Source organism: Nostoc favosum CHAB5714 (assembly GCF_020829495.1).
GTDB lineage: Bacteria > Cyanobacteriota > Cyanobacteriia > Cyanobacteriales > Nostocaceae > Nostoc > Nostoc favosum.
The window spans coordinates 83330-108490 of record NZ_JAIVFQ010000002.1 but is presented as its reverse complement, the minus strand read 5'-3'; the positions used below and the strand labels follow the sequence as shown (position 1 = coordinate 108490).

The 25161-nt window shown below is 43.4% G+C and carries 27 protein-coding genes and 1 pseudogene; 17 read left to right on the top strand and 11 right to left on the bottom strand.

Features of this window, described 5'->3' with window-relative positions:
- Nucleotides 1–64: 64 nt before the first annotated feature.
- The gene (locus LC586_RS02070; RefSeq protein ID WP_229482722.1) at nt 65–682 is read right to left on the bottom strand and encodes a DUF4231 domain-containing protein; all 618 of its coding nucleotides are present in this window, start codon (nt 680–682) and stop codon (nt 65–67) included.
- A gap of 8 nt (nt 683–690) precedes the next feature.
- Nucleotides 691–1437 (bottom strand): TRP family putative cation channel, encoded by a 747-nt coding sequence (locus LC586_RS02065; RefSeq protein ID WP_229482721.1) that lies wholly within the window; start codon nt 1435–1437, stop codon nt 691–693.
- 382 nt (nt 1438–1819) lie between these two features.
- On the opposite strand from LC586_RS02065, the gene glyA reads away from it, so the two are divergent.
- From glyA to LC586_RS02040, 5 genes are all read left to right on the top strand, one after another.
- Nucleotides 1820–3103, top strand: a complete 1284-nt coding sequence (glyA, locus tag LC586_RS02060; protein WP_229482720.1) for a serine hydroxymethyltransferase — start codon at nt 1820–1822, stop codon at nt 3101–3103.
- 237 nt (nt 3104–3340) lie between these two features.
- Nucleotides 3341–4591, top strand: coding sequence for a competence/damage-inducible protein A (locus LC586_RS02055; RefSeq protein WP_229482719.1), 1251 nt, complete (start codon nt 3341–3343; stop codon nt 4589–4591).
- A 10-nt stretch (nt 4592–4601) separates the two neighbouring features.
- A complete protein-coding gene (locus LC586_RS02050) occupies nt 4602–4901 on the top strand; it encodes a CopG family transcriptional regulator (RefSeq protein WP_229482718.1) in 300 nt (99 codons plus the stop codon).
- Entirely contained in the window at nt 4888–5331 is a 444-nt protein-coding gene (locus LC586_RS02045; protein WP_229482717.1) for a type II toxin-antitoxin system VapC family toxin, read from the top strand. The genes LC586_RS02050 and LC586_RS02045 overlap by 14 nt, the downstream gene beginning before the upstream one ends.
- Before the next feature lie 449 nt (nt 5332–5780).
- Nucleotides 5781–6575 (top strand): LmeA family phospholipid-binding protein, encoded by a 795-nt coding sequence (locus LC586_RS02040; protein ID WP_229482716.1) that lies wholly within the window; start codon nt 5781–5783, stop codon nt 6573–6575.
- Nucleotides 6576–6725: 150 nt separating this feature from the next.
- Here the strand turns inward: LC586_RS02040 and LC586_RS02035 are convergent.
- From LC586_RS02035 to gyrA, 3 genes and pseudogenes are all read right to left on the bottom strand, one after another.
- Nucleotides 6726–6938: pseudogene (locus LC586_RS02035) on the bottom strand (IS4 family transposase); the annotation flags it as partial.
- Nucleotides 6844–7389: a GNAT family N-acetyltransferase gene (locus LC586_RS42505; RefSeq protein WP_438822866.1), complete on the bottom strand. Its 546-nt coding sequence runs from the start codon at nt 7387–7389 to the stop codon at nt 6844–6846. The pseudogene LC586_RS02035 and the gene LC586_RS42505, both read right to left, overlap by 95 nt.
- A 9-nt stretch (nt 7390–7398) precedes the next feature.
- Complete coding sequence (gyrA, locus tag LC586_RS02025; protein ID WP_229482715.1) at nt 7399–9897, bottom strand: DNA gyrase subunit A; 2499 nt, start codon at nt 9895–9897, stop codon at nt 7399–7401.
- 322 nt (nt 9898–10219) lie between these two features.
- Here gyrA and LC586_RS02020 point away from each other — a divergent pair, with 322 nt between their 5' ends.
- Entirely contained in the window at nt 10220–10624 is a 405-nt protein-coding gene (locus tag LC586_RS02020) for a response regulator (protein ID WP_109009404.1), read from the top strand.
- Nucleotides 10625–11096: 472 nt separating this feature from the next.
- Here LC586_RS02020 and LC586_RS02015 read toward each other — a convergent pair whose 3' ends face one another.
- Complete coding sequence (locus LC586_RS02015; protein WP_229482714.1) at nt 11097–12005, bottom strand: tetratricopeptide repeat protein; 909 nt, start codon at nt 12003–12005, stop codon at nt 11097–11099.
- A 784-nt stretch (nt 12006–12789) separates the two neighbouring features.
- Between LC586_RS02015 and LC586_RS02010 the strand changes: the two genes are divergently transcribed.
- From LC586_RS02010 to LC586_RS01990, 5 genes are all read left to right on the top strand, one after another.
- Nucleotides 12790–12999 carry a hypothetical protein gene (locus LC586_RS02010; RefSeq protein ID WP_229482713.1) on the top strand — a complete coding sequence of 70 codons (210 nt, stop codon included), beginning with the start codon at nt 12790–12792 and terminating at the stop codon, nt 12997–12999.
- A 107-nt stretch (nt 13000–13106) separates the two neighbouring features.
- Nucleotides 13107–14672 (top strand): efflux RND transporter periplasmic adaptor subunit, encoded by a 1566-nt coding sequence (locus tag LC586_RS02005; RefSeq protein ID WP_229482712.1) that lies wholly within the window; start codon nt 13107–13109, stop codon nt 14670–14672.
- Nucleotides 14673–15175: 503 nt separating this feature from the next.
- Nucleotides 15176–16456: an ABC transporter permease gene (locus LC586_RS02000; RefSeq protein WP_233715439.1), complete on the top strand. Its 1281-nt coding sequence runs from the start codon at nt 15176–15178 to the stop codon at nt 16454–16456.
- Between the two features lie 58 nt (nt 16457–16514).
- Nucleotides 16515–17186, top strand: a complete 672-nt coding sequence (locus tag LC586_RS01995; protein WP_306423223.1) for an ABC transporter ATP-binding protein — start codon at nt 16515–16517, stop codon at nt 17184–17186.
- A gap of 116 nt (nt 17187–17302) precedes the next feature.
- Nucleotides 17303–18739 carry a TolC family protein gene (locus LC586_RS01990; protein WP_229482711.1) on the top strand — a complete coding sequence of 479 codons (1437 nt, stop codon included), beginning with the start codon at nt 17303–17305 and terminating at the stop codon, nt 18737–18739.
- Nucleotides 18740–18811: 72 nt separating this feature from the next.
- Here LC586_RS01990 and LC586_RS01985 read toward each other — a convergent pair whose 3' ends face one another.
- Both LC586_RS01985 and LC586_RS01980 read right to left on the bottom strand, forming a co-directional pair.
- The gene (locus LC586_RS01985) at nt 18812–19051 is read right to left on the bottom strand and encodes a hypothetical protein (RefSeq protein WP_229482710.1); all 240 of its coding nucleotides are present in this window, start codon (nt 19049–19051) and stop codon (nt 18812–18814) included.
- 89 nt (nt 19052–19140) lie between these two features.
- A complete protein-coding gene (locus LC586_RS01980) occupies nt 19141–19959 on the bottom strand; it encodes a class I SAM-dependent methyltransferase (RefSeq protein ID WP_229482709.1) in 819 nt (272 codons plus the stop codon).
- A 6-nt stretch (nt 19960–19965) separates the two neighbouring features.
- On the opposite strand from LC586_RS01980, the gene LC586_RS01975 reads away from it, so the two are divergent.
- Both LC586_RS01975 and LC586_RS01970 read left to right on the top strand, forming a co-directional pair.
- Entirely contained in the window at nt 19966–20760 is a 795-nt protein-coding gene (locus LC586_RS01975; RefSeq protein ID WP_229482708.1) for a class I SAM-dependent methyltransferase, read from the top strand.
- A 192-nt stretch (nt 20761–20952) separates the two neighbouring features.
- Nucleotides 20953–21642, top strand: a complete 690-nt coding sequence (locus tag LC586_RS01970) for a Uma2 family endonuclease (RefSeq protein WP_229482707.1) — start codon at nt 20953–20955, stop codon at nt 21640–21642.
- A gap of 65 nt (nt 21643–21707) precedes the next feature.
- Here the strand turns inward: LC586_RS01970 and LC586_RS01965 are convergent, their stop codons facing one another.
- Entirely contained in the window at nt 21708–22004 is a 297-nt protein-coding gene (locus tag LC586_RS01965; protein WP_229482706.1) for a hypothetical protein, read from the bottom strand.
- Between the two features lie 28 nt (nt 22005–22032).
- Nucleotides 22033–22500 carry a VOC family protein gene (locus LC586_RS01960; protein ID WP_229482705.1) on the bottom strand — a complete coding sequence of 156 codons (468 nt, stop codon included), beginning with the start codon at nt 22498–22500 and terminating at the stop codon, nt 22033–22035.
- A gap of 76 nt (nt 22501–22576) precedes the next feature.
- Between LC586_RS01960 and LC586_RS01955 the strand changes: the two genes are divergently transcribed.
- From LC586_RS01955 to LC586_RS01945, 4 genes are read left to right on the top strand one after another with little or no spacing between them, the layout of a single operon-like run.
- The gene (locus LC586_RS01955) at nt 22577–23050 is read left to right on the top strand and encodes a DUF4385 domain-containing protein (protein WP_229482704.1); all 474 of its coding nucleotides are present in this window, start codon (nt 22577–22579) and stop codon (nt 23048–23050) included.
- Nucleotides 23051–23092: 42 nt separating this feature from the next.
- On the top strand, nt 23093–23440 hold the full coding sequence (locus tag LC586_RS01950; RefSeq protein ID WP_229482703.1) for a hypothetical protein: 348 nt from the start codon (nt 23093–23095) through the stop codon (nt 23438–23440).
- Nucleotides 23433–23555: a hypothetical protein gene (locus LC586_RS40485; protein WP_267921639.1), complete on the top strand. Its 123-nt coding sequence runs from the start codon at nt 23433–23435 to the stop codon at nt 23553–23555. Before LC586_RS01950 ends, LC586_RS40485 begins: the two co-directional genes overlap by 8 nt.
- 25 nt (nt 23556–23580) lie before the next feature.
- On the top strand, nt 23581–23826 hold the full coding sequence (locus LC586_RS01945; protein ID WP_229482702.1) for a DUF433 domain-containing protein: 246 nt from the start codon (nt 23581–23583) through the stop codon (nt 23824–23826).
- An 87-nt stretch (nt 23827–23913) separates the two neighbouring features.
- Here LC586_RS01945 and LC586_RS01940 read toward each other — a convergent pair whose 3' ends face one another.
- Nucleotides 23914–24933 carry an aldo/keto reductase gene (locus tag LC586_RS01940; RefSeq protein WP_229482701.1) on the bottom strand — a complete coding sequence of 340 codons (1020 nt, stop codon included), beginning with the start codon at nt 24931–24933 and terminating at the stop codon, nt 23914–23916.
- Nucleotides 24934–25161: the final 228 nt, after the last annotated feature.

Below are 25161 nucleotides of genomic sequence, written 5' to 3'. Positions count from 1 at the left end.
AGCCTTAGCTCAGACTTTCCGCCAAATCTAAAATCCAAAATGGGAGCAGATTGCAAGAAAGAGTTTACTCTTCTTCTTTCTTTTCTTGCAAATTGGTTATTTTTGTATTTAGCATCACAATAGAGTTTTCTTGACTCTCTTTTTCTTCTTTCTTTTCTTGTACAACTTGAGTGGAGTATATTTCCACATCTCGTTGAATAATATCTTCTACATTACCTGCAAAAAGACTAAACGCCTGTTCATGGCTTGTATAATTACGATAAGGGCCTGTCAACTGTGAGAATTGCCACCCTTGGCTTTTTAATGATTCGACTGTACGGCGATAGTGTCGCCAACGTTCTCCATAGTGAAAAAACTCTTCAATGGCAGCACTAATAGCAACTATTTGACTCAAACAAAAAGTTGACCAGATAATGACATCCCTGGCTCTATTGTTAACTTGTAGAGTAGTGTTGATGTTTAGACTTACCAATGCCGGGAGAATTACACCACCAACAATAGTCGTTATCCGCAACAAATAATGGCGATCGCGTGAAAAATTCGCTTTCTTTTCCATCCAGAGTACTTGGTCTAACCAGCGCGATCGCAAAAAATGTTTTTGCACATCGCCTAACTTCATACCTTCAAATAACTTGTTAAATTCTTCCTTTAAAAATTCATGATAACTATCTTTTTTTGCCATTTTCGCTCCTAATTAGAAAGCAAACCCTTAATTATTTCGCCTAAGTTTTTAACTCCCTTCTCTATGTCGATTAAGTCGATGTATTGTAATGTACCAGATTTAGCTAACTTTTTAGCTCGCTCATCGGTAGCTTGTCCACGCAAGGCATCTGCAAGTATATCTGCGGTTCTACCAGTACCAGCAATTACAACAACTAACCTTCCACTATTAACGCTAGAAAACGCATCCTCAAAAGTAATCTCACCACCGTTCAAAAGTACAGTTATCGAAGGTGCATTATTGGCCAGCACAGTTGCAACGTAAGATATCCAAGTAGACCCGTCGCCCCAATTATCGCCAGGAACCAGTACAAAATGAGTATGGTTTGGCTCCAAGGGTGTCAAATCAGCAGCAGGTTCTTGTTGATTAGGTAAAGCCACTTTGCTTTGGGGTGTTACACCAATCAAAGCAAATTTACCACCAATCTGGGTACGAGCCTCACCCATCAATTGCATTACTCCCGCATCCGTACCTCCATCCACAACATAAGCCCCCAAACTTTCGGCGATGGGGGCTAAAACTTCCGTAAACAACCGTTTAATGCGGAGAAAGTCGGCTTCACTGATGTTACTTGCACCCCCCACCACTACTAAAACAGAACGCGAACCGCCAAGCCCTATTCGCTCAAGAGCATCTGGTAATTCAGCTTGTTGATCAACTCGAATAGCTAATGCTGTTTGTTCGCTGTCAAAGGTAAGCTTCAAAAAATTTTTCATTTGTCAACAATACCGAGTGCTTAAGTTTTCCAGCGTAGAACTTTGCAGCCATGTTCCGCAAGTGCTGTATTACGCACAGTCAATTGCTGAGGCGTTTAGCTTTTTGTCCTACAGAGGAGCGATGTCTCCGACGGGCTACGCCTACGCAACAAGCTTTCTTTAACGCAGCTTCAAAAACCAACGTTATGATAATTAATCGTCTAATAATAAATAAGTTGGCACAAATAAACCTCAATAGTACGGAGACGATTAATCGCCTCTGTAGAGCAGTCAAAAATCGTTGAACTATAGACTTTGGGCTATGGACTCTTGAGAGTGGACTGTTAGGTGCTGTATCCAACTAAAATCAGCCGTTGTACAAATTTCCACAAGGATAATTGAAGTGACTAAGACTAACTCAGACTTTCTTACCTCCACCGATCCAGCGATCGCGGAGTTAATCAACGACGAACTACAGCGTCAGCGAGATCACTTGGAGTTGATTGCTAGTGAAAACTTTACCTCAGCTGCTGTACTAGCGGCTCAAGGTTCAGTACTGACAAATAAATATGCCGAGGGATTACCTGGTAAACGCTACTATGGCGGTTGTGAGTATATCGACAAAATCGAGCAACTGGCAATTAACCGGGCTAAACAGATATTTGGTGCTGCTCATGCGAATGTGCAACCTCATTCTGGCGCACAAGCGAATTTTGCAGTGTTCCTGTCGCTGTTGGAACCAGGAGACAAAATTATGGGAATGGATTTGTCTCATGGGGGACATCTCACCCACGGTTCCCCTGTAAACGTCTCAGGTAAGTGGTTCCAAGTTAGCCACTACAATGTCAGCCAACAAACAGAACAACTTGACTACGATCAAATTCGGGAGCTGGCGCTGAGGGAGCGTCCTAAGCTCTTGATTTGTGGTTATTCGGCTTATCCCCGTATAATTGACTTTGAAAAGTTCCGTAGTATTGCTGATGAAATCGGCGCTTACTTACTTGCCGATATTGCCCATATCGCTGGTTTAGTTGCTAGTGGTCTTCATCCCGATCCCATTCCTCATTGTCATGTAGTAACAACAACTACACATAAAACTCTACGCGGCCCTAGAGGTGGTTTAATTTTGACCAGCGACGCAGAACTAGGTAAAAAGCTAGATAAATCTGTTTTTCCTGGTAGCCAGGGCGGCCCATTGGAACACGTCATTGCTGGTAAAGCAGTAGCTTTTGGAGAAGCCCTAAAGCCTGAGTTTAAAACCTATTCTGCCCAAGTGATTGAAAATGCTCGTGCTTTGGCAGAACAACTACAAAACCGGGGTTTAAAGCTAGTGTCTAATGGCACTGATAATCATTTAATCCTCGTGGATTTACGTTCTGTAGGTCTAACTGGTAAGCAGGCGGATCAGCTAGTCAGTACTGTGAATATTACTGCTAACAAGAATACTATTCCCTTCGATCCGCAATCGCCATTTGTTACCAGTGGTCTGAGGTTAGGTTCGCCTGCAATGACCACGCGAGGTTTAGGAGTAGCAGAATTTGCCGAGATTGGAAATATTATTAGCGATCGCCTGCTTTCTCCAGATTCCGACGTAGTAACCCAAGATTGTCGGCAACGGGTAGCAGCATTGTGCGATCGCTTCCCCTTATATCCTCACCTGGAAATTCCTGTACCAGCATTAGCCTGAGATGATAGTTAGGAGTTAAGAGTTAAGAGTGATGAGTTTTAAGTTTTGAACTCCTAACTCCTAACTCCTAACTACTAACTTCTAACTCCTAACTCCTAACTTCTAACTCCTAACTCCTAACTCCTAACTCCTAACTCCTAACTCCTAACTCCTAACTCCTAACTCCTAACTCCTAACTCCTAACTCCTAACTCCTAACTCCTAACTCCTAACTCCTAACTTCTTACTATTCCTTCCAATGAGTGCAGAAATTATTTGTGTTGGTACTGAACTGCTGCTAGGAGATATCCTCAACGGCAATGCTCAATTTTTGGCGCAACAATTAGCGCAACTCGGAATTCCCCACTATTATCAAACAGTGGTTGGGGATAATCCAGAACGGTTGAAGCAAGTTATAGAAATTGCTATTTCCAGAGCGCAAATTCTCATTTTCACTGGTGGACTCGGCCCAACACCAGATGATCTCACCTGCGAAACCATTGCCGATTTTTTTAAAGTTCCCTTAGTAGAACGTTCTGACATCATCGAAGACATAACTCAAAAATTCGCCCAACGTGGTCGGGTTATGTCACCAAGTAACCGCAAGCAAGCTTTAATTCCCCAAGGTGCAGAAATTCTCCCCAACCCCACTGGAACAGCACCTGGTATCATTTGGCTACCCCGTCCTGAAATCACAATTTTTACCTTTCCCGGTGTTCCCAGTGAAATGCACCTGATGTGGGAAGAAACAGCCGTACCATTTCTCAAAAGTCAAGGTTGGGGTAAAGAAATTATTTACAGCCGGAGTTTAAAGTTTTGGGGTATTGGTGAATCTGCTTTGGCGGAAAAAGTTGCTTCCTATTTGAAGTTGCCAAATCCCACAGTAGCCCCTTATGCAGGTAAGGGGGAAGTAAGATTGCGAGTTTCTGCTAAAGCCACTTCAGAAGCAGCCGCAGAAACGTTAATTGCGCCCATTGAAAAACAACTTAAAGAAATTGCCGGACTAGATTTTTACGGCGTTAATAATGATACTCTTGCTTCCGTGGTTGGTCAGTTATTGCGGGCATCAAAAGAAACGCTTTCAGTGGCAGAATCTTGCACTGGTGGCGGTTTAGGGCAAATGTTGACTGAGATTTCTGGGAGTTCTGATTACTTTTGGGGTGGCGTAATTTCTTATGACAATTCGGTGAAGGTTGGGCTGCTGGGGGTTAACCAGGAAGATTTAGATAAATTTGGGGCGGTAAGCGCAACTGTTGCAGAGCAAATGGCTGTTGGAGTCAAAACCCGCCTTGCAACAACTTGGGGATTGAGTATTACTGGTATTGCTGGCCCAACTGGAGGGACAGATACTAAGCCGGTGGGTTTAGTTTACGTTGGTTTGGCTGGGCCAAAGGATGAAGTAGCAAGTTTTGAGTATCAGTTTGGTACAGTGAGAGGTCGAGCTTTAATTCGTCATGTCAGCGCGAATGCAGCGTTAGATAATCTGCGGCGGAAGTTGTTGACGAGGTAGGAGGTATGTTATGTTTGTCATACAACTTGTACGACAAAGGAACCTAGCGATGCGAATTAATGCGCGATTAGATGAAGAGTATGCTGACAAACTAGCTTACATCCAACAGCAGACTAGTCAGGCAGTAACAGATGTGATTAAGTCTGCTATTGAATTGTATTACCAGCAGCTTCAGCAGGAGCAAAAGAACGCCTTATCAATGCTGACCCAAACAGGCTTTATTGGTTGTGGTCATACAGATTTGGATCTGTCTGTAAATTACAAATTAATTTTGAGAGATGGCTTGAAAGCTAAGTATGATTATCGTTGATACTGGCTTTTGGTTAGCCTTAGCAAATCGAAATGACTTGTACCACACTCAAGCAATAACAGTACTTGCCAATGTCAACGAACCTCTGATTACGACTTGGGCTGTCGTTACAGAGACTTGCTATCTACTGCTAACAAAGATGGGCAATCACGCCCAAGTAAGTTTCATTAATAACTTATCTTTAAAGGTATTTACGGTTTTTGATTTGCAACCCCATCATGGTAAACGTATTTGTGAACTGATGGAAAAATATGCGAACTTACCAATGGATCTTGCCGATGCTTCGTTAATAGTTTTGGCAGAACATCTGGGGCATGGAAGAATTTTGTCGATAGATTTCAGAGATTTTAATGCTTACCGTTGGAAAAATCAGTATCCGTTTGAAAATCTGATGCTATTAGGAGTTACGCACTGTACAAATGCATCGTGATGTGCATTACCTAAAATAGGAAGTTTTCAGGCTTTTCTTAATTATTCTGCGATCGGAAATAGACCATGCTGTGCCCTTACGAAAGATGTGGTTTTTAATAACATATAGTCTGAAACGAATGGCACTAAGAAAAGCTGATTCAGGATGCTTAAATCATATATTTTGTTGGGCAAGCGATCGCAGCTTGATTAAAAGTCGCACTTGACCCTCAAGAGTAGGGTGTTTATTCTGAAGCCTTTAGCCCATAAACTTTAACGTATGATTCCTAATGTCATGAATGCTGCGACGTTCTCCCTGTCTAAGTCAAACTCGTAACATTTAATACATTTAGCTATCAACCATCAGCCCTTCTATACCTACCCATCAGCACAATTAATCACGGGATCGCTTGCTGTATTCTTCACAGTTTGTTACAAAAGTACAAAGAACTTCTAGAGACCCAAAACCACATGTTCGGCGGACTTACTGGTTTACAAGATCCTAAAGGCACAGATTGGGGAGAGCGGATGCTCAACACGGTCGCCAGCCAAACGATTCGCCACCTGTTTAGCATGAGCGAGTCAGTAGAAGTCTTTGTGCGCTGCTATCCCTCCAGCAAACTGTTGCAAGGCAGCATTGATAGCTTCAAAATGAGCGGTCGTGGCTTGGTGATTCGGAAAGATTTCGCGGTAGAGGAGATGTCTTTTGAAACCGATGCGGTTGCCATTGACTTCGGCTCGGTTTTAAGTGGCAAACTCAGTCTTAAGCAACCCACTCAAGCGATCGCTCAGGTAATTTTATCAGAAGCAGGCATAAACCAAGCCTTTAATGCGGAACTGGTGAAAAAGCGCCTGCTTAACCTCACCGTACCATCGCTGACAGAATTATCTGGCGGTGAACCAGTTTCCTTTACGGAAGTCCAGGTACAGCTATTGCCAGGAAATCGCTTACAGCTTGTAGCAAAAGCAGATTTAAATAATGGCGAACTCGTTCCCCTGAACATGAGCCTAACTTTAGGCATTGAAAGGCGGCGGCGAGTTTCCTTCAAAGATCCAAAAATTGAACTTGAGCAAGTGCCAGAAGCACAACGGGAAATCTCGCAAACCTTGAGCGTGGCGCTGGTAGAAATTTTAGATAATATGGTTGATCTTGATCGTTTTGACCTTGATGGAGTGAAAATGCGGCTCAACCGATTAGAAACTGAAGGTCAAAAACTTATTTTCAGTGGATATGCTGAAATTGAGCGTATTCCACATAGCGCTTGATATGATATTTTCACGTAAACAAGGTAGTAAACTTTTTTTAACATGAGTTCGATGAACCTCTCCCTGTCTTGAACTAAAGTTCAAGTTTCTCTCGCTCGTCGGAGAAAGACAGTTTTACGTAGGGGCGCACAGATGTGCATTGGTGTCAACTTAAGAAGATAAAGCCCAAAGGGTGTAAGCGTCAATCAGTCGATGGCGCTTACGCCTTGTTTTGACTAATCCAAACAGCTTTTGACGTTCAACAAAATAGGGAACAGCGTTACTAGCATCACCACGTAGAAAAGCTTGAGATAAATGGTATAAACCACGAAATCCCATTCCCGTAGAAATTCGCTCTAAGGGCTGATTCAATGCGATGCCTACGGCGGTAAACCATGACAGTCGAGACAAAACCAAGCTTCTCGTAGATACGTTTATCATTCTCAGTGGTGTGAAGCCAGAGGCGTTTTGCCTCAGTTACTCTCACAAAGCTGATAATTTCCTTTAATAATGCTGTTGCAATTCCCTGTCCTCGATACATGGGAATTGTATAAACGTTCATAATGTAGGCTTCCAAGCCTGACAGATTGCCGTTGTAAGGGGGTCTTTCAAAAAATACCAAGCCGCTAGTGGCAACAATTTGATTATCCACTTCAGCTACCCAAGCTAAAAACTCACCCAACGGCATTTTTTCGCCAAGATATTTTCGAGTTGCTTCTGCTAGGTTTGCGGTGTCAGAGTCACCTTTAATATCGCTAGCTTCCCGCAGGAGTTCGAGACGCAGTTGGATTAGCGCCTCTAAATCTTGCAAGTTGGCTTGTCGCAAGTTGAACATCACCCTAATTTACGATCGCACTTCGGTGACGGTGATGATTTTTTCATCACGGTTGAGTTGAAGAATGCTTTCACCTTTCACATCCTTACCTAAAATAGGTACTGTTTCCACAGGTAACCGCACTACCCGCTCTTTATTCGTCACTAAAGCTACCTCGCCAGATGCGATCGCTATAACCATACCAGCTAAATTGTCAGTTTTGCTGGCAAATTTCAGCGCTTGCGTGCCTAAATCGCCGCGATTAGCCGCTCTTAACTGACTCGCAGGCATTCGCTTGGCATATCCTTCTTGAGTAACTAGCAGTAGCTGGTCATCTTTCCCGACGGTGGCACAGCCAACCATTTGCTGATTTTTCAATAACCGAAATGCTTGTAAACCCATCGCTGTGCGTCCCATGATCGGTAATTGTTCATCATTGACTGCAAACCTCAACAGTCGCCCACCGGAACTAGCTAAAATCAGATGATCCCCTGGTTTGGTGAACTGGGTAAATGACAATTCATCATCGTCTTTGAGCTTCAAAATCGTGATTCCGCGCCGAGTCAAGTTAGTAAATTCTCCCAGAGACAACCGCTTAATCCGTCCCTGTTTTGTTATGAGAATCATCTGCTTAGTTTCGAGATTTTCCGGCAGCAAAAAGCGGCTGACTACAGCTTCTTGAGCACCTTGAGCAGTACTACTAAGCATAGTAATCAAAGGTTTCCCTCGTGGGGAACGTCCAGTGGTTGGGGGAATTTCTCCCACCTTCACAGGATAAACTTTGCCACTAACGCTTAGTACTAGCAAGTCTTTCTCTGTGTCAGTCAACACAGTTTGGATAATGAAGTCGTTATCATGCAGACCATTTTCAGCTTTTGACTTTCTCCCAGATGGCTGGGTGCGGCGCACATAACCCCGTTGGGTAAACTCTAAAATTGCTTCCTCTGCTGGTTCAGAAGATTTAAGTTCCTCTTCTTCCTCTACTCGTCCTCTTGTCCCCTTGTCCTCTTGTATCCTTGTGTCGCTGCTGGTAGGCGCTAGCTTAGTACGTCGGGGATCGTTGTACTTGCGCTTGAGCGATCGCAAATCTTTTTTCAGTGCCTTGAGTAATTCTCGGCGATCGCTCAGTAATAGCTCCAACAATCTAATTTGTTCACTTATCTGCTCAAATTCCTGCTGCAAATTTTGCTGTTCTAAACTGGTGAGGCGACGCAACGGCATAGCCAGAATTGCATCTCCTTGTACCTCACTCAAATCTAGTCGGCTACAAAGGTTTATTTTTGCCGTACTGCCATCGGGAGCTTGCCGCAAAATTTCAATTACCTGATCCAAATTAGATAGTGCTTTGAGTAAACCTTCTACCAAATGCACACGACTTTGGGCCTTCTCCAACTCGTAATTGTAGCGACGGTTCAGCGTCTCTTCTCGGAAACTCAAAAACTCCTGCAACAGTTGACGCAAACTTAACTGGCGGGGTTGTCCATTAACTATTGCTAGGAGAATTGCCCCAAAAGTCATTTGCAAAGCAGTTTGGTGATACAAATGCTGGAGAACTTCTTGGGGATTGGTATCGCGTTTGAGTTCAATTACCACCCGCATCCCTTCACGATCGCTTTCATCCCGAAGATCAGAAATTCCTTGCAAGCGACCTTGATTTACTAAGTCCGCTACCTTCTCAATCCAGGCAGCCTTATTCACTTGATAAGGCAATTCTGTAATGATAATTGCCGTCCGTCGCTTGCTTCCCCTTGTGGCTGGAATTTCCTCCAGAGTTGCAACTCCCCGCAGCAGAATTCCACCTTTACCTGTGGTGTATGCTTCCCGAATTCCCACCTCACCAATTATTTCTCCACCAGTGGGAAAGTCTGGCCCTGGAATTAGCTCGAATAATTTTTCATCTGGCAAATCTGGGTTGTCGATTAAGGCAATTAACCCATCGACAACTTCCCCCAAGTTGTGGGGTGGAACATTCGTCGCCATTCCCACGGCAATACCAGAACAGCCATTGAGCAACAGAAACGGCAACTGAGCAGGTAACACCGTTGGTTCTTGCTGGGAATTATCGAAGTTCCCGACAAATTCCACAGTTTCTTCGCCAATTTCTGTCAGCATTCCCTCATGGCTGATGGGTGCGAGGCGCGTTTCTGTGTAACGCATCGCTGCTGGCGGGTCATTATCGACACTGCCAAAGTTCCCGTGTCCTGCCAGCAAGGGATAGCGGCTAGAAAAATCCTGTACCAGCCTGACTAAAGCATCGTAAACTGATTGGTCGCCGTGGGGATGGTATTTACCCAACACATCACCCACTACACGGGCACATTTTCGATAGGGTCTATCTGGTACTAAACCGAGTTCGTGCATGGCATATAAAATACGGCGATGCACTGGTTTTAAGCCATCACGCACGTCTGGTAGCGCTCGCCCGACAATCACGCTCATGGCATATTCTAGATAAGACCGTTGCATCTCGGTATGCAGGGCTGTTGTAATTACCTGTCCCGTTGAGAGAAGGTTTAACTGTTTTGCCATGAGTTTTTTCCCTGAAATTTAACTACATTAAAGCCGTCGGAACTCAATATTGCAGCAACCACAGCATAACGGATGAAATGGGATTCCTAACAAAATATTGATAGTCATAGAAGAAAAAGCAGTAGTATCATCCTTGATGACAGGATGTACATTGACTATTAAAAAGGAAACAGATAGCAGGTAGCTGTTTTAATCGAATGATATGCTGCACACTTAATTTGTATAGACTCCATAGCCAGGATACTTGCCATGACTGCATTTTCTCATTTTAAATTTTCAATTGCCTAATCACCTTACCTCTACCTCTATAACTAAAAATCTCATGAAAACTGTTTTAATTGTCGAAGACGATCTAATTAATGCTCGTGTTTTTTCCAAAATTTTGTCCAAGCGTGGCGGCTTGGGTGTGAAACACACTGAAAATGTCGAAGAAGTAATAAAAATTGCCCAATCAGGAGAAGCCGACCTGATTTTGATGGATGTTTCTCTGTCTAGAAGCGTTTACCAAGGTAAATCTGTTGATGGAATCAAAATTACACAAATGTTAAAATCTGATCCAAAAACAGCAAACTTACCCGTTATTTTGGTGACGGCACATGCTATGGAAGGCGATCGCGAAAACTTTCTCAAGCAAAGCGGCGCTGATGGTTACATTTCTAAGCCAGTTGTTGACCATCAACAGTTTGTTGACCAAATCATCGCACTTCTACCCACAGACGACCACTGAGAATTGACCACTTATTTCAGGAATACTCGCCCGCAAACATTTTTGGGCGACTAGTTCCGCAAGGCGGAAGTCAAAAGTCACGCATTCAAAAGTCACACATGCTTTAATTTGGGCTTTCTGGATGTAATGAAATGATAGGTTTATTTCCGCCGACCTGTACTAGTTCCTGTATTTAATCAGTTTAGTATAGATGTACTACGAAAAGGTGCTATTAGGCAAGTGGTAATAAGAGAGTTAGGAGTTAGGAGTTATGAGTGAGGAGTTAAATCAGTGAACAGGGAACAGTAAACAGTGATCGCGGTTTCAGTCAGGGATTTGACACTTCGGCAGACCTACGTGACCACCCCGACTGAAACACACCACTTGTTAGTTGTGGGGGACTCTGACTCCCAACGGACAAATTAACTGATAACTGTTGAAATATTTAACTCCCAACTCCTAACTCCTAACTTTTAACTCCCCACTCCCACTCCTATTGAGTAGGCTGTTGTCCAGGGGCTGATGATGAGTTTTCTCGTTGCTGTAGGGCTGCTTGAATACGAGGTAATTCTAAGAATTTTTTCGTATCAGACAGTAAGCGATCGCCCCAGAGATTTTCTTTGAGGAAATCCAAATTAGCATAGCGCTGATCGATGCGGAGTGCGGCTTCTCCCAAGCTTAATCCTTGTTGGCGTAAGCGTAGCTCGCCGGAGGCATCGCCTTTAGTATACAGTGCCACTGCCAAGGCTAATAAAGGTTCGGCGGCTTGCTTATCAAGGGTTACAGCAGATTGCCATCGCTTAATCGCTTCGGGGATATCACCCTGTTCGTAGTTGATTAAGCCAATATTGTTGAGCGCTGGCCAGAATTTTTTATCTTGAGAAACTGCTGTATTGTACTGTGCGATCGCATCTGGCAATCGACCCAGCAAATAGTAAGCATTACCCAAATTAAACAAACCCTCTGGATCATTGGGTTTTAACTTCAAACCATCTTGGTAATTGACAACAGCTGCTTGGTAATTTTTCTGCTGAAAATTAGCTGAACCTAAAGCAAACAGAATATCACCATTTTTGGGGTTGATAGATTGCGCTTTTTTCAGGCTAGCGATCGCCCCGTCAAACTCTTTAGTTTGCAGTTGCAATCCACCTAAGAGCAACCAAACTTTATCATTCTTAGGAGCGAGTTGACTAGCCAGCCGCGCTCGTGGCAAAGCTAATTCAACCTGTTGAAACTGAGCCAGTTGAGCCGCTTCCTGTGCCAAGCTCAACCCCTGCTTCTCTAACTTTGTCCCATCTAGCTGCAATGTATGGGGTATTAATGCCTGCGCGTTAGCGGCTTTTGGCATACTCCATAAACTACAGACCATTAGAAAAGAAATCAAACGAACATGTTTAGGCACACTACCGCCTTTAAGCCACTAATCAAAGAATCTTTCAGCTAGCTTAAACGATCTGCGCTGTTGACGGTAGCAAAATCTTACAAAGAAAGGCAGGAGGGAGTGGGGATGAGGGGCAGGGGGAGCAGGGGAAGCAGGGGAGGCAGGGGAGGCAGGGGAGGCAGGGGGGACTTGGGGACTTGGGGACAAGAGGTGAGAACTTGCAATAAGTCTTTCCCCTTGTCCCCAAATCCTCTTTCTCATGCCCAATACTTCGGCTTACCTCGGCAACTCTTGGAGACGCTACGCGAACGCTCGGCACAAATCGCTCAGTACAAGTGCCCAATGCCCCATTCTCCACTCCCTATTCCCCACTCCCTATTAAATAATTCGTAATTCGTAATACTTCGGCTTACCTCGGCAACTCTTGGAGACGCTACGCGAACGCTCGGCACAAGTCGCTCAGTACAAGTTCGTAATGGGCTTCGCCCCGCAACGCTTTCGTAAATTTTGTTTTGTAATGGGGATTTAACCCCAACACAAAACAAAATTTTTATTGAACCGGGGGACTTAAACCCACGGAACTAGTTAAAAAAACTTATGACTTTGGTCATACATCAGTCTGGAATTACTAATGACTTTGGTCATACATCGCTTTGGACGTTTTAAGCAATAATTAATATGTATGAATTTATACGAAGAGGTAAATATTAAACACCTTCATACCAAAACAAAAATAACTGTCTAAAGATTGCTGAATTCAAACCTCAGCAAAATATAACTTTAATGCAAATAAGGAATCAATTCCATGTTAAAAGCAAACCGGATATCGATAGTCTTAGCTGCTGCTGCCCTGATCATTGTTCCCACTCTCTTGACTGCCCCTGCAAGTGCCCAGACGAAAGTCTATGTTGTTGGCGATCGCAATAGACTTCCCAACGGGGATATTCTTCTTCCTAATCAGGAAATTGTTCCTGCTGGGAGATTAGTTAGAGTGCGATTACTTCAGACTTCCTAGTGGATTGGTACTGCAAATAAACCTTTAAAACACTAAAAACTCAAAATCATTGTCAGTATAAGGCTACCAGGCTATAGTTTTAGCCGTTCTTTATAGACAAATCAGATATGAAAATTGATACAAATAACACCGTAGATTCACCAGTTTTGGTTCCAGAGGTAAAGAAAAAAAAGGGGGGACGTAATTGGCTCTCTTGGCTAATTGCTCTTTGCCTTTTGGGTGGAATTGGCTATGCCGTTTATTACCAAGTAACGGTTGCTCCCCGTCAACAAGCCAGCCGCCGGGTGCTGACACAGCCTGTAGAAAGGCAGAGTTTAACAATCACAGTTTCAGCGAACGGAACGGTGAAACCTGAGCGGTCAATCAACCTCAGCCCGAAAAATTCAGGCATCTTGAAAACACTGCTGGCGAAAGAAGGAGATATCGTCAAACAAGGACAGATTGTCGCTTACATGGATGATTCCAACCTGCGGGGGCAACTCACGTCTGCTCAAGGACAATTGGCACAAGCCGAGGCGAATCTGCAAAAGGCGATCGCAGGCAATCGCCCTCAAGATATTGGTCAATCACAGGGAGCATTAGACGAAGCCCAAGCGAATCTGCAAAAGGTACAAGCAGGCAATCGCTCTCAAGATATTGCTGCTTCACAGGCACGCTTGCAAAGCACTCAAGCCGCCCTCCGCCAAGCAGAAGATAATTTTGTTCGTAATCAACAACTTTACAATGCAGGCGGTATTTCCCTTCAGACTCTTAACCAAAACCGTGCCGATCGCGACAGCGCCCAAGCTAATGTAAATGAAGCACAGCAAGCACTGGCTCTGCAAAAAGCCGGGTCACGTCCAGAAGACATCGAGCAAGCACAAGCTGTGGTGAAGCAAAGACAGCAAGCTTTGGCACTTGTGAAAGCCGGAACGCGCCAAGAAGATATTGACGCAGCCCGCGCCCAGGTAACATCTGCTCGCGGTTCGCTGCAAAATATCCAAGCCCAAATCAATGACACAATTATTCGCGCACCTTTTGATGGTGTGGTGACAAAGAAGTTTGCTGATCCCGGCGCTTTCGTGACACCTACAACTGCCAGTAGTGAAGTAGCTTCTTCTTCTTCTTCTTCAATCTTGTCTCTAGCTTCAACAAATGAAGTTGTTGCAAATTTAGCGGAAACAAATATTTCCAAAATCCGCCTTGGTCAAAAAGTCTCGATTAAGGCGGATGCCTACCCAGGAAAAACCTTTGAAGGTAAAGTGAGCCAAATTGCTGCCCAAGCAATAGTAGAGCAAAACGTCACTAGTTTTGAAGTGAGAGTATCACTTTCAGACCCTCAAAGGCTACTGCGGTCTGGGATGAATGCGGAAGTAGATTTTCAAGCCGGCCAAGTTCAAAATGTTTTAGTAGTGCCAACCGCCTCGGTAGTGCGGCAAGAAAATGCCACAGGTGTGTTTGTGGCAGGAAAGAATAACAGACCTGTATTTACTCCCATTGAGACTGGTGTCACCGCGAATAACTTTACCGAAGTTAAATCTGGATTGACAGGAAACGAAAGGGTATTGCTCAGTTTCCCACCAGGATCGCGTCCGCAATCAACACCAAGAGGAGGAGTTTTCCCTGGTCTAGGAGGAGGCGGAGGCGGAGGTGGTCGTTCTGGTGGTGGTCGTCAAGGCGGTGGTTCCCCTTAAAGTTAGTTTTAAATCAATACGGTTTAGTTAAAAAGAGGCAAGGGAGCAGGGGGATGGAACAGAAACGGGAGTAAAAAGCAATACAGTTCAGTTAAGCATTTCTTTCTTCTCTTCCTTTGCGTTCTTTGCGTCTTTGCGGTTCGTTAAAAAAATTAACTTTGACAAAGAGTTAAGCCTTAACTGAACCGTATTGGAGCAAAAAGGCTCAACTGTCGAGTAAAAAGGCTCAACTGCCGAGCAAAAAGGCTCAACTGCCGAGCAAAAAGGCTCAACTGCCGAGCAAAAAGGTTCAACTGCCGAGTAAAAAGGCTCAACTGCCGAGTAAAAAGGCTCAACTGTCGAGTAAAAAGGTTCAACTGCCGAGTAAAAAGGCTCAACTGCCGAGTAAAAAGGCTCAACTGCTGAGTAAAAAGGTTCAACTTTTTTAACGAACCGCAAAGGACGCAAAGGAAGAGAAGGAAGAAATGCTTAACTGAATTGTATTGAGTTTCAAATAAAACTTTATGTTTAAGATATTTAAGGGCTTTTACAAAACTAAGAATACTCGCACAGTGCCGTTGCTGGAAATCTTGACAATGGCGGCAGAGACTCTGTGGAGTAACAAATTACGCACAGGTCTAACTATGTTGGGCGTAATTATTGGGATTTCTTCAGTCATTGCCATTACTTCTGTCGGTCAGGGAGTGCAAAAGGGGGTTGAGCAACAGATACAAGCATTGGGTACAGATGTCATCCAAATTTTAGCGGGTGCGGCAAGAAGCGGGAATGTCCGTCAAGGGGTAGGTTCTAGCAGCACGTTGACTTGGGAAGATGCAAAGGCGATCGCTACACAAGCGCCATCAGCACAGATGGTTTCTGCTTATCTTCAACGCAACGCCCAAGTTGTATATGCAGGACAGAACACCTCAACAACCATTTATGGCACAGATTTGAACTACCCAGAAATTAGAAATACTCACCCCCAACAAGGGAGATATTTTACTCAAGAAGAACTAGATACTGTCGCACAGGTAGCTATTCTTGGCCCTACAGTTCAAAGAACACTCTTTGGACAGGGTGTAAATCCTATCGGTGAGAAAATTCGGATTCAGGGAGAGGCTTATGAAGTAATTGGGGTGATGGAACCTAAAGGTTCTCAGGGGCCGATGGATCGAGATGACCAGGTTTTCATTCCTCTAACTAGTATGTCGAAGAGACTAGTTGGGAACAATGCTCTGGTAGGTGTTTCTGTAAATGGAATTTTAGTTAAAGGCGCTAATCAGGAGCAGTTAGAAGCCGCTCAGTTTCAAGTTACCAATCTTTTACGGCTACGTCACAACATTTATCCGCCGCAAGCTGATGATTTTCGGCTGACCAATCAAGCTGATATTGTTAGTACCTTCACTAGTATTGTGGGTTTATTTACAGTAATGGTGGTAGCGATCGCTGGAATTTCGTTAGTGGTTGGTGGAATCGGTATTGCCAACATTATGCTGGTTTCCGTGGTTGAGCGGACGCGAGAAATCGGGATTCGCAAAGCCGTAGGAGCCACCAATTCGGCAATACTTAATCAATTTTTAACTGAAGCGATCGTGATTTCCATTGTTGGCGGATGTATTGGGATGGTCACTGGTATTTTATTAGCCTTTATAGCTGCAAACACTTTCAAATTTCCCTTTGTAATTTCTTTATTGTCGATCATTGCTGGCTTTGGACTCTCATTGAGCGTTGGCTTAGTGGCCGGGGTAATTCCAGCACGGAATGCATCTAAATTAGATCCAATTACTGCTTTAAGAAGTGACTAAATAATTTGTAATTCCTAACTCCTAACTCCTAACTCCTAACTCCTAACTCCTAACTTTTATGCCAACAATGATTTGGATGGAATCTATTACTAAAACCTACTACTTAGGAGAAGTTAGTGTTCCAATCCTTAAGGGAATTGAACTCTCTATTGAAGAAGGGGAATATGTCTCGATTATGGGTGCGTCAGGTTCGGGTAAATCCACGCTCATGAATATTTTGGGATGTCTGGATCGTCCGACAACTGGAGACTATATTTTTGAAGGCAGAAACCTGACGACTTTTGATGATGATGAATTAGCCTATATTCGTAACCAAAGAATAGGTTTTGTTTTCCAACAATTTAACTTATTGGCGCGGGCAACAGCGCTGGAAAATGTTATGTTACCAATGGTTTACGCTAACTTGCCTAAGCCAAAACGCCGTCAAAGGGCATTAGATGCTTTGGAAAAGGTGGGACTAGGGGGACGCATATCTAACCGTCCGAGTCAACTATCTGGGGGGCAACAACAACGGGTAGCGATCGCTCGTGCTTTGGTCAACCGACCTGCATTAGTTTTGGCAGACGAGCCAACAGGAGCTTTAGATACTGAAACTTCCCATGAGGTGATGAGTTTGCTGACAGAACTTAATGACCAAGGGATCACGATTGTGATTGTCACTCATGAACCAGATATCGCTGCTCAAACCAAAAGGATTATTCGAGTTCAGGATGGCTTGATTGTAGGCTAATTTGTTAATATCAACCCTTGGAGGGGGAATTTAAGATTTAAATTTCTGTAGGTCAATCAGGATGAAAACTTTTGATTGTTCCCTCAAAGAAACCTAATTAATGACTAGATTTATTTATGAATTTCAGCTTATTGTTCGTGCATTCTACCTGGGTTAGCGTAGCGTTGGCGGTAGCCTTGCCGTCAGGCATCGCTATTTTTTTTCCAAATGCAGCAAGTGCAGCAACTCCCCCAAAACCGCAGAATTCCTCAAGCCCTGTACAGGTTCCCGATTACCTCAACCCCAATCCCAATCCTCTGCAATTTCCTACCAAACCGGAAGAAGTAAGGATTCAGAGAAATGTACCAATCAGTTTGGCACAAGCTTTAGAACTAGCAAAACGCAACAATCGAGACTTACAGGTAGCCATATTAGAGCTAGAACGCAGTCGCTCCTCCCTACGCGAGTCTCAAGCTGCCTTATTTCCTACTCTTGCAATCAACAGTAGTTTAATTAACAGTGGTAATGGTTTTACTAGCAATTCATCTCAAGCCAGCACCTCTTTCAATGGTTCAGCACAACTGAATTATGGCCTCTACACTTCTGGGAACCGACAAGCTGCTATCCGAGCCGCAGAGGAACAGCTACGGGTAGATGAATTAAATGTTGAAAGCACATCTCTGGAAGTCGATCTGAATGTTACTACTGAATATTACGATTTGCAACAAGCAGATGAAGAAGTACGAATTAATCGGTCTGCTGTAGAAAATGCCCAGGCTAGTTTGCGGGATACCCAAGCAAGAGAACAGGCTGGAGTGGGTACGCGGTTCGATGTCCTGCAAGCTCAGGTGAATTTAGCAAACGCCCAACAACTACTGACTAATGCTATCTCAAACCAGCAAATTGCTCGTCGTCGGTTAGCAACTCGGTTAAGTTTGGCACAGTCGGTTAATATCACTGCGGCAGATCCGGTACAATTAGCGGGCCTTTGGCAGCCAACACTGGAAGAAACTATTCTCCGAGCATTTCAAAATCGTCCAGAATTGCAACAGCAATTAGCACAACGTAACATTGGTGAGCAACGGCGACGACAGGCACTTTCACAGCTAGGGCCACAAATTAGTTTGGCAGCCAACTACAATCTGCTAGATCGCTATGATGATGGCGTCAGCATTACTGATGGCTATTCAGTGGGACTTGAAGGAAATGTCACTTTGTTTGATGGGGGAGCAGCAAGAGCAAGCGCGGCTCAGTCGAGAGCTAATATTGCGATCGCAGAGAGTGAATTTGGTAGCCAGCGCGACCTAATTCGCTTTGATGTAGAACAGTACTATTCTCAATTACAATCCAATTTAAATAATGTGCAGAGTTCTACTGTGGCTTTAAATCAAGCTAGGGAAGCTCTGAATTTAGCAAGGCTGAGGTTCCAAGCTGGTGTGGGTACTCAAACAGAGGTGATCTCTGCTGAAAATGACCTGACAAGAGCAGAAGGAAATCGAATTGCAGCTATTTTGGATTACAATCGCGCTCTAGCTAATTTGCAAAGATCAGTAACTTCCAGGGCTTCGCGCTAAGGTCAAATCATTAAAGAAAAGTTTACTTAATACTGCTTTACGTAAAATCGTAGCGAATTGAGGATTGAAATTTCAACGCACAGGGGAGGCAGCGCGTTGCGGTGAATCCAGCGCTGTAGGCGGGTTTCCCGCCGTAGGCGACTGGTGAACCCGAAGGGGGGTTCCCACGCCACTTGCTTTATGCAGGTGTTCCCGTCCACCGCAGTGGCTCCCCGTTGTAGCGACTGCCGATGCTGTAGGGGCACAGCATTGCTGTGCCCTTACGAAAGATATGGTTTTTAACCTTAATTCATATTTGGTATTTCTTGTCAATGCCTAAGTCCTAGTCATTAGTAACGGTAAGATTATTATGCGCGATCGCCCCAAGCTGTAAATTCAGCAGCAAAGCTTTGCTCATCAACTTATTTTCGAGCGCGAACAAAGAACTTTGTAGTGTCTTCCCAAATACCTTGATCAGTTGCTAGTTTCTCAATTTCTGCTTTGTACTCAACTTGTAACTGATTTAATTGTTCTTGTGATAATTTTGACAACAAAAGATTACCTTTAAAATTTATATTAATTGCTATCTCAGATAATTCGTTATCCCTAAGAGGGCGATAACGTCCTGATGGCTCAATCTTAATTTCGATATCTCTAAAACCTGCCTGATTGAGCAAATTCCGACATTTTTCTGGAGTCCCCAGTGGTTCAAGGATATGTGGTAACGATACACCCAAAACTCTAGCGCAGATACTCTGATGAAGAGACGCCATATAAGCAGTTTCGGGAGGACAAGTAAATGCCACAAACCCTCCTGGTTTTAAGTAGCGATACCACTTTTGCAAACTAGCAAGGATATCAGGAAAAAGTACAATTCCCTCACAGCAAAAGACAACATCAAAACTAGCATCACTAAAGTTGAAATATTCTGCATCTGCCTCAATCAACTCGATATTTTCTAATTTTGCTGCTGCAATCTTCAGTCTTGCTTGATGCAACATTCCAGGGGTCATGTCAATTCCAATCACATAGCCCTCTGAACCAACTTTTTCAGCTGCGGGAATCGCAACTAAACCTGTTCCAGTCGCCACATCAAGGATTTTCTGTCCCGAATGTAGGGGAACAAATTCTAGTAGAAGCTTGGCATCTAGAGGATGGCGAGTACCTTCCTCATGGTCATAAGTCGTCCTACTACCATAAAATTCTTTTAGTTGCTGCTTATAGCTATCCAGATCAGTCATAACCAAATGTCAAATTTTTTACACTTTTTTCTACAATTTATAGTAACTCTTGTTGTGATGTTGAGTTGCTTGCTGGTGAATCCAACTCTGTCAGCACAAGCCGCGACTGGTGCGATGTCTACGACGGGCTACGCCTACGCTGTTTACGAACAACGGATAATCCATAGTCCAAATGGTATCGGCAAATATTACATGGGGCGAGAAATTGCCAAAGTCATGGGATACACAGGTGCTGGGTGGCTAGAACGTCCAAGCCGAGAGGGAGAGGAACAGCCAAGTAAAATAGTCAGCCTCCTCAACCTAAAAGCTAACGATGTAGTGGCAGATGTTGGCGCTGGTACAGGCTACTTAAGCTTTCGCATCGCGCCGCTATTAACAGCAGGTAAAGTGTTGGCTGTAGATGTTCAGCCAGAAATGTTGGAAATCATTGAGTTATTCAAAAAAGAGAAAAATATCACCAATGTTGAGCCTGTTTTAGCAACCCTTAGCGACCCAAACTTACCATCTGAAAGTATCGATTTGGCGTTGATGGTAGATGCTTATCATGAACTTGAGTATCCCCAAGAAGTTATGCAAGGAATTGTGAAAGCACTTAAACCAGGTGGTCGGGTAGTGCTGGTTGAGTACCGGGGTGAAAATCCCTTTATTATGATTAAAGGTCTGCACAAGATGACCCAAAAGCAAGTCCGTAAAGAAATGCAAGCTGCCGGTTTGGTTTGGCGTGAAACTAAAAACTTGTTACCTCAACAGCATTTAATAATATTTGAAAAACCTGATTCTAGCGATTTTAGTTTACTCTGAACTTACTTCGATTCCTCTCTCCTAAAAGGAGAGAAGCTTTGATACTTACTCCCATTCTCTACAAGGGAAGGGGCTGGGGGTTAGGTCTGTATTGAACTCAACCCAGAAGCGCTATATAGTGATTTAGTAAATCTGTAGAAAAATATGCACCAAGCCATAATAAAGTAAAACTCCTTAGCAGAGCAGAAAATCATGGTCAACCTATCACTCAAGCAGCGAATTCCTCCTTTAGAGAATGGCGATCGCCTGACTCGCTACGAATTTGAGCGCCGCTATCAAGCAATGCCCCGTCATCAAAAGGCAGAATTAATTGAAGGAGTTGTATACTTGGCATCCCCATTACGCTTTGAAAGTCATGCTGAACCACATGGTCATCTAATAGGTTGGTTGTGGACTTACCAAATTGCCACTCCTGGTGTGAGATTGGGAATTGAGCCAACAGTCCGCTTAGATCGAGACAATGAACCGCAACCAGATGGAGTGCTATTAATCACACCAACAGCTAAGGGACAATCTCGTTTTAGTGATGATGATTACATCGAAGGTGCGCCAGAACTCGTAATAGAGATAGCAGCTAGCAGTGTTGCTATTGATTTACATGACAAGAAAAAAATCTATGGTCGAAATGGGGTAAAAGAATATATTGTTTGGCAAATATTTGAAAACAAATTAGATTGGTTTAGTCTGCAACAAGGAGAATACGTGTCCTTAGAAGTGGACGCAGATGGAATTATCAAAAGTCAAGTATTTCCTGGTTTGTGGTTGTCAATGTCAGATTTACTTGCTGGCAATATGCAGCAGGTATTGGCTGTGTTGCAGTTGGGATTAAATTCGCCAGAACATCAAAGATTTGTGCGGCAATTGTCTGGGGAAGAAAGATAGTTAGTCAGAATTCATGAGCCAGAATAGTTAAAAAATCAGGAAAACATTTGATAAATATTTTGGTATCAGTCTATTTTTTTGGGAATGAGACTGGCGCTTTTTATTGCACTATCCCAAACAATCCAGCTAATAGAATTATCTAAATCATCGGGGCTATTTGAAACTTTGAAATATAACTTTTCTGCGCCTTTAGTTTCAACGGCAAAATCTGCATTTTGAGCATAAACGACTATAAAACCTTTGTCTCGCAAACAATACATCGCCCAGGCTTTCAATGATTGCTTGTATGGTTCGTGTGGAATTGGCGGTTTTTTGATTGTGTCTTCAATTAGTTTAAATATTTGCGTGATTTTCGCAGTCATAGTAGATACTTTTGTTATTACTCTTAAGTTAACTAGCTTCTGGATCGCAACGAATTTCAATCATAAAGCCATCTGGATCGTAAAAATACACACCTCTACCAGTAGGACGAGTGACTGGGCCATGTGCGATCGCTATTTTATTTTCTCTGATCACTGTCACCGCTTGCTCAAATAACTGCGGATCGATGTCAAAGGCTAGATGGTACGCCCTGGTGAAAGTCTTTTCTGGGTCTGGATTTGGTGGTGATAATTCTGGTTCCCCAAATAAATCCAGAATCATCCCATCCGGGGTGATGAAGTTGGCTACTTTCCCAGATGCGACAAGTTCCGTTAGAGTTGCGGGTACTTCGTCGCCTGTGAGTTCATGCAAACCCAGGATTGTGCCATAAAAGTAGCGGGAAGCTTGCATATCTTGGACGTTGAGGGCAATATGATGCACTTTACGCAGATTTCCTGGCGCAAGGACACTGTTCACGGATTGGGTGCTAGATAGCATAATCAAACAAAATCTCAATACTTAGATAGAAGTTGAACTTTTTTTTAAAGTTTACTATTCCTAATAAAAATCTATCATGGCTTTTGATTATTCTTTAGACTTTAAAAATATTGATTTTCGCCAACATCCTGAACTCTATCGTGTTGGCAAGGGTGAGCAGGGTGTGCTTTTGGTTGAACCATACAAATCAGAAATCCTTCCCTACTGGCGGTTCAAAACTCCTGAGATTGCTAAAGAGTCGAGTGAAAAAATCTACGAGATTTTTCTTGATTATTTAGAGAAAGATGATTTTGTCGGCGCGGATATGGCACGAAAGTTTATCCAAATGGGCTATACTCGCTCTCGCCGTTATGCTAATCATAAAAGCGGTAGGAAGTATAAAAAAAATTCTGAAACTTCAGATTCCAAAAAAGAGATTCTTCCTTATGAAGTAGATGCAGTTAAAGCGGAATCAGCAGCAATATTTAAGGCCAAGTGGGTAGAAGCAAAGACAAATGAGAAATATCAAGAGCTTTTAGCCAAGCATAAGCAGATGTATGAAGTAGGTTAGTGACCTTGGAAGGTGCGTTAAGAACTTAAAGCACCTTCCAAGATGTTTTTACTGCCTTATGCTGTCGCTAACACACTCTACCAAACAGCCGATGAGTCTTTGATACTCGCCGACGAGTCTTTGATACTCGTGAATGAGTCTTTTATACTCGCCGACGAGTCTTTGATACTCGTGAATGAGTCTTTGATACTCGTGAATGAGTCTTTTATACTCGTGAATGAGTCTTTTATACTCGCCGACGAGTCTTTTATACTCGTGAACGAGTCTTTTATACTCGTGAATGAGTCTTTTATACTCGCCGACGAGTCTTTGATACTCGTGAATGAGTCTTTTATACTCGCCGACGAGTCTTTGATACTCGTGAACGAGTCTAGAGGACTGATTGCATAAGCTGGTTATATTGTCGCCAATTAATTTAAGAGTAACGCGATCGCCTTCGGCGATCGCTCTGCGCCATCGCATTTCCCCTTCAACAACCCGAACAAATCATACTGTGCAACAATAGCTGTAGCTTAGTCGGAGTAAAAACTATGGACTGGCGACAGTACATTCATTCAGACCCCAAAATTCTGCTGGGTAAGCCGACTGTGAAAGGAACTCGTTTATCTGTAGAGTTCTTATTGGGTTTGTTTGCTGCGGGATGGACAGAACAACAAGTGCTAGAAAACTATCCTACTCTTACCTCAGAAGCACTAAGAGCGGTGTTCGCTTTTACGGCAGAGTGTATGCGTGAAGAATCTTTGTACACTCTACCGCTTTTGTCTGAGGCGGGATGATGCGGTTTCTAGCAAATGAAAATTTTCCTCTGATGAGCGTTAGATATTTGCGCTCTGCTTCACCGTATTATCACCTTTTTCCCGAAATTATCGCCGATACTCGTCGCCACAATCGCCGATTAGCTGGTACAAATCGCGTGATTGGCGAGATACTGCATTGATGCGATCGCGATCGTCTGCATCTAAACTAAAATTAAATACTTTGGCGTTATCTTCTATATGTTCAGATACACCAAGTTTTGCACCAACTATCACACCGCCCACGGTTGGCTGATCTAAAATGTAACGCACTGCTACGTTAGAAATGCTTACCCCATGCTTATTAGCAATTTCCTTTAGGATAGCTAGCAACTCTTGAAATAATCGCCAACCACCCCAAGCATCGATCATATTTTTATATTTTTTCAAACTGGCAGTAGATAGATCAAATCCTCGCGGTTCCGGTTTACCCAAATAGTTTTCTGATAACAAACCGCCGCACAGTGTACCGTAAGTAAAAAGCTTTATGTCATGCTGTTGACAAAACTGCACCATATTAACTTCGGGACGGCGGTCAACAAGGGAAAATTGCACTTGGTTAGAAACAATTTTGATACCTGCTTCGGTAATCAGCTTCAAGTTTTCTGTGTCAAAATTAGTTAAACCTAGATGCTTAATTTTACCCTCAGTCTGAAGCTCTGCCATATATTTGAGGGCATCCAGGTAATTTTTATCCTGATATTCCCACCAGTGGAATTGCATCAAATCTAACGATTCCACATTCATCCGTCTCAGGGAAATATCAATATTTTCTTCAACGAGTTTTTTCGTCATTTTGCCAGGACGAGGCACCCATTTTGTAAAAGCTTGCACCTGAGATAAAGCATCTTTCCCACGAGTGTCAATTAGTTGACAGCGAAACTCACCAATAAAGTCTTCTGCGGGGCCATAGTGGTCTGCTAAATCCCAAGTGGTAAAGCCTGCATCTACATATTTGAACATAGTCTCAATAGCGGCATTGGGATTAATGCGTCCGTGTGCGCCGGAGACTTGCCACATCCCATTTAATATGCGGCAGATATTTAAATCGGGAGTGAATTGGAGACGGCTAGCTGTGGGTAAGTTCATTTTCCAGTTTAGGAGGAGTGATAAGTGAGGAGTGAGGAGTTAGGAGTGAGGAGTTAGAGGAATGAAGAATTAGTTAGTAAACATCTTATTACAACATTCTTAGGCTTTATACCTTCTTAAGAACCATTTATAACAGCGATAATCAATAACTCTTAAATCTTAACTCTTAACTCTTGTACAGACGCGATTAATCGCGTCTCTACTCCTAACTCCTGTACAGACGCGATT

Coding starts and splice junctions, on each gene's coding strand:
- LC586_RS02070 (WP_229482722.1), bottom strand. CDS start 682: ATGGCAAAAAAAGATAGTTATCATGAATTTTTAAAGGAAGAATTTAAC.
- LC586_RS02065 (WP_229482721.1), bottom strand. CDS start 1,437: ATGAAAAATTTTTTGAAGCTTACCTTTGACAGCGAACAAACAGCATTA.
- LC586_RS02055 (WP_229482719.1), top strand. CDS start 3,341: ATGAGTGCAGAAATTATTTGTGTTGGTACTGAACTGCTGCTAGGAGAT.
- LC586_RS02050 (WP_229482718.1), top strand. CDS start 4,602: ATGTTTGTCATACAACTTGTACGACAAAGGAACCTAGCGATGCGAATT.
- LC586_RS02045 (WP_229482717.1), top strand. CDS start 4,888: ATGATTATCGTTGATACTGGCTTTTGGTTAGCCTTAGCAAATCGAAAT.
- LC586_RS02040 (WP_229482716.1), top strand. CDS start 5,781: ATGTTCGGCGGACTTACTGGTTTACAAGATCCTAAAGGCACAGATTGG.
- LC586_RS42505 (WP_438822866.1), bottom strand. CDS start 7,389: ATGTTCAACTTGCGACAAGCCAACTTGCAAGATTTAGAGGCGCTAATC.
- gyrA (WP_229482715.1), bottom strand. CDS start 9,897: ATGGCAAAACAGTTAAACCTTCTCTCAACGGGACAGGTAATTACAACA.
- LC586_RS02020 (WP_109009404.1), top strand. CDS start 10,220: ATGAAAACTGTTTTAATTGTCGAAGACGATCTAATTAATGCTCGTGTT.
- LC586_RS02010 (WP_229482713.1), top strand. CDS start 12,790: ATGTTAAAAGCAAACCGGATATCGATAGTCTTAGCTGCTGCTGCCCTG.
- LC586_RS02005 (WP_229482712.1), top strand. CDS start 13,107: ATGAAAATTGATACAAATAACACCGTAGATTCACCAGTTTTGGTTCCA.
- LC586_RS02000 (WP_233715439.1), top strand. CDS start 15,176: ATGTTTAAGATATTTAAGGGCTTTTACAAAACTAAGAATACTCGCACA.
- LC586_RS01995 (WP_306423223.1), top strand. CDS start 16,515: ATGCCAACAATGATTTGGATGGAATCTATTACTAAAACCTACTACTTA.
- LC586_RS01990 (WP_229482711.1), top strand. CDS start 17,303: ATGAATTTCAGCTTATTGTTCGTGCATTCTACCTGGGTTAGCGTAGCG.
- LC586_RS01980 (WP_229482709.1), bottom strand. CDS start 19,959: ATGACTGATCTGGATAGCTATAAGCAGCAACTAAAAGAATTTTATGGT.
- LC586_RS01975 (WP_229482708.1), top strand. CDS start 19,966: ATGTCAAATTTTTTACACTTTTTTCTACAATTTATAGTAACTCTTGTT.
- LC586_RS01970 (WP_229482707.1), top strand. CDS start 20,953: ATGGTCAACCTATCACTCAAGCAGCGAATTCCTCCTTTAGAGAATGGC.
- LC586_RS01965 (WP_229482706.1), bottom strand. CDS start 22,004: ATGACTGCGAAAATCACGCAAATATTTAAACTAATTGAAGACACAATC.
- LC586_RS01960 (WP_229482705.1), bottom strand. CDS start 22,500: ATGCTATCTAGCACCCAATCCGTGAACAGTGTCCTTGCGCCAGGAAAT.
- LC586_RS01955 (WP_229482704.1), top strand. CDS start 22,577: ATGGCTTTTGATTATTCTTTAGACTTTAAAAATATTGATTTTCGCCAA.
- LC586_RS01950 (WP_229482703.1), top strand. CDS start 23,093: ATGTTTTTACTGCCTTATGCTGTCGCTAACACACTCTACCAAACAGCC.
- LC586_RS01945 (WP_229482702.1), top strand. CDS start 23,581: ATGGACTGGCGACAGTACATTCATTCAGACCCCAAAATTCTGCTGGGT.
- LC586_RS01940 (WP_229482701.1), bottom strand. CDS start 24,933: ATGAACTTACCCACAGCTAGCCGTCTCCAATTCACTCCCGATTTAAAT.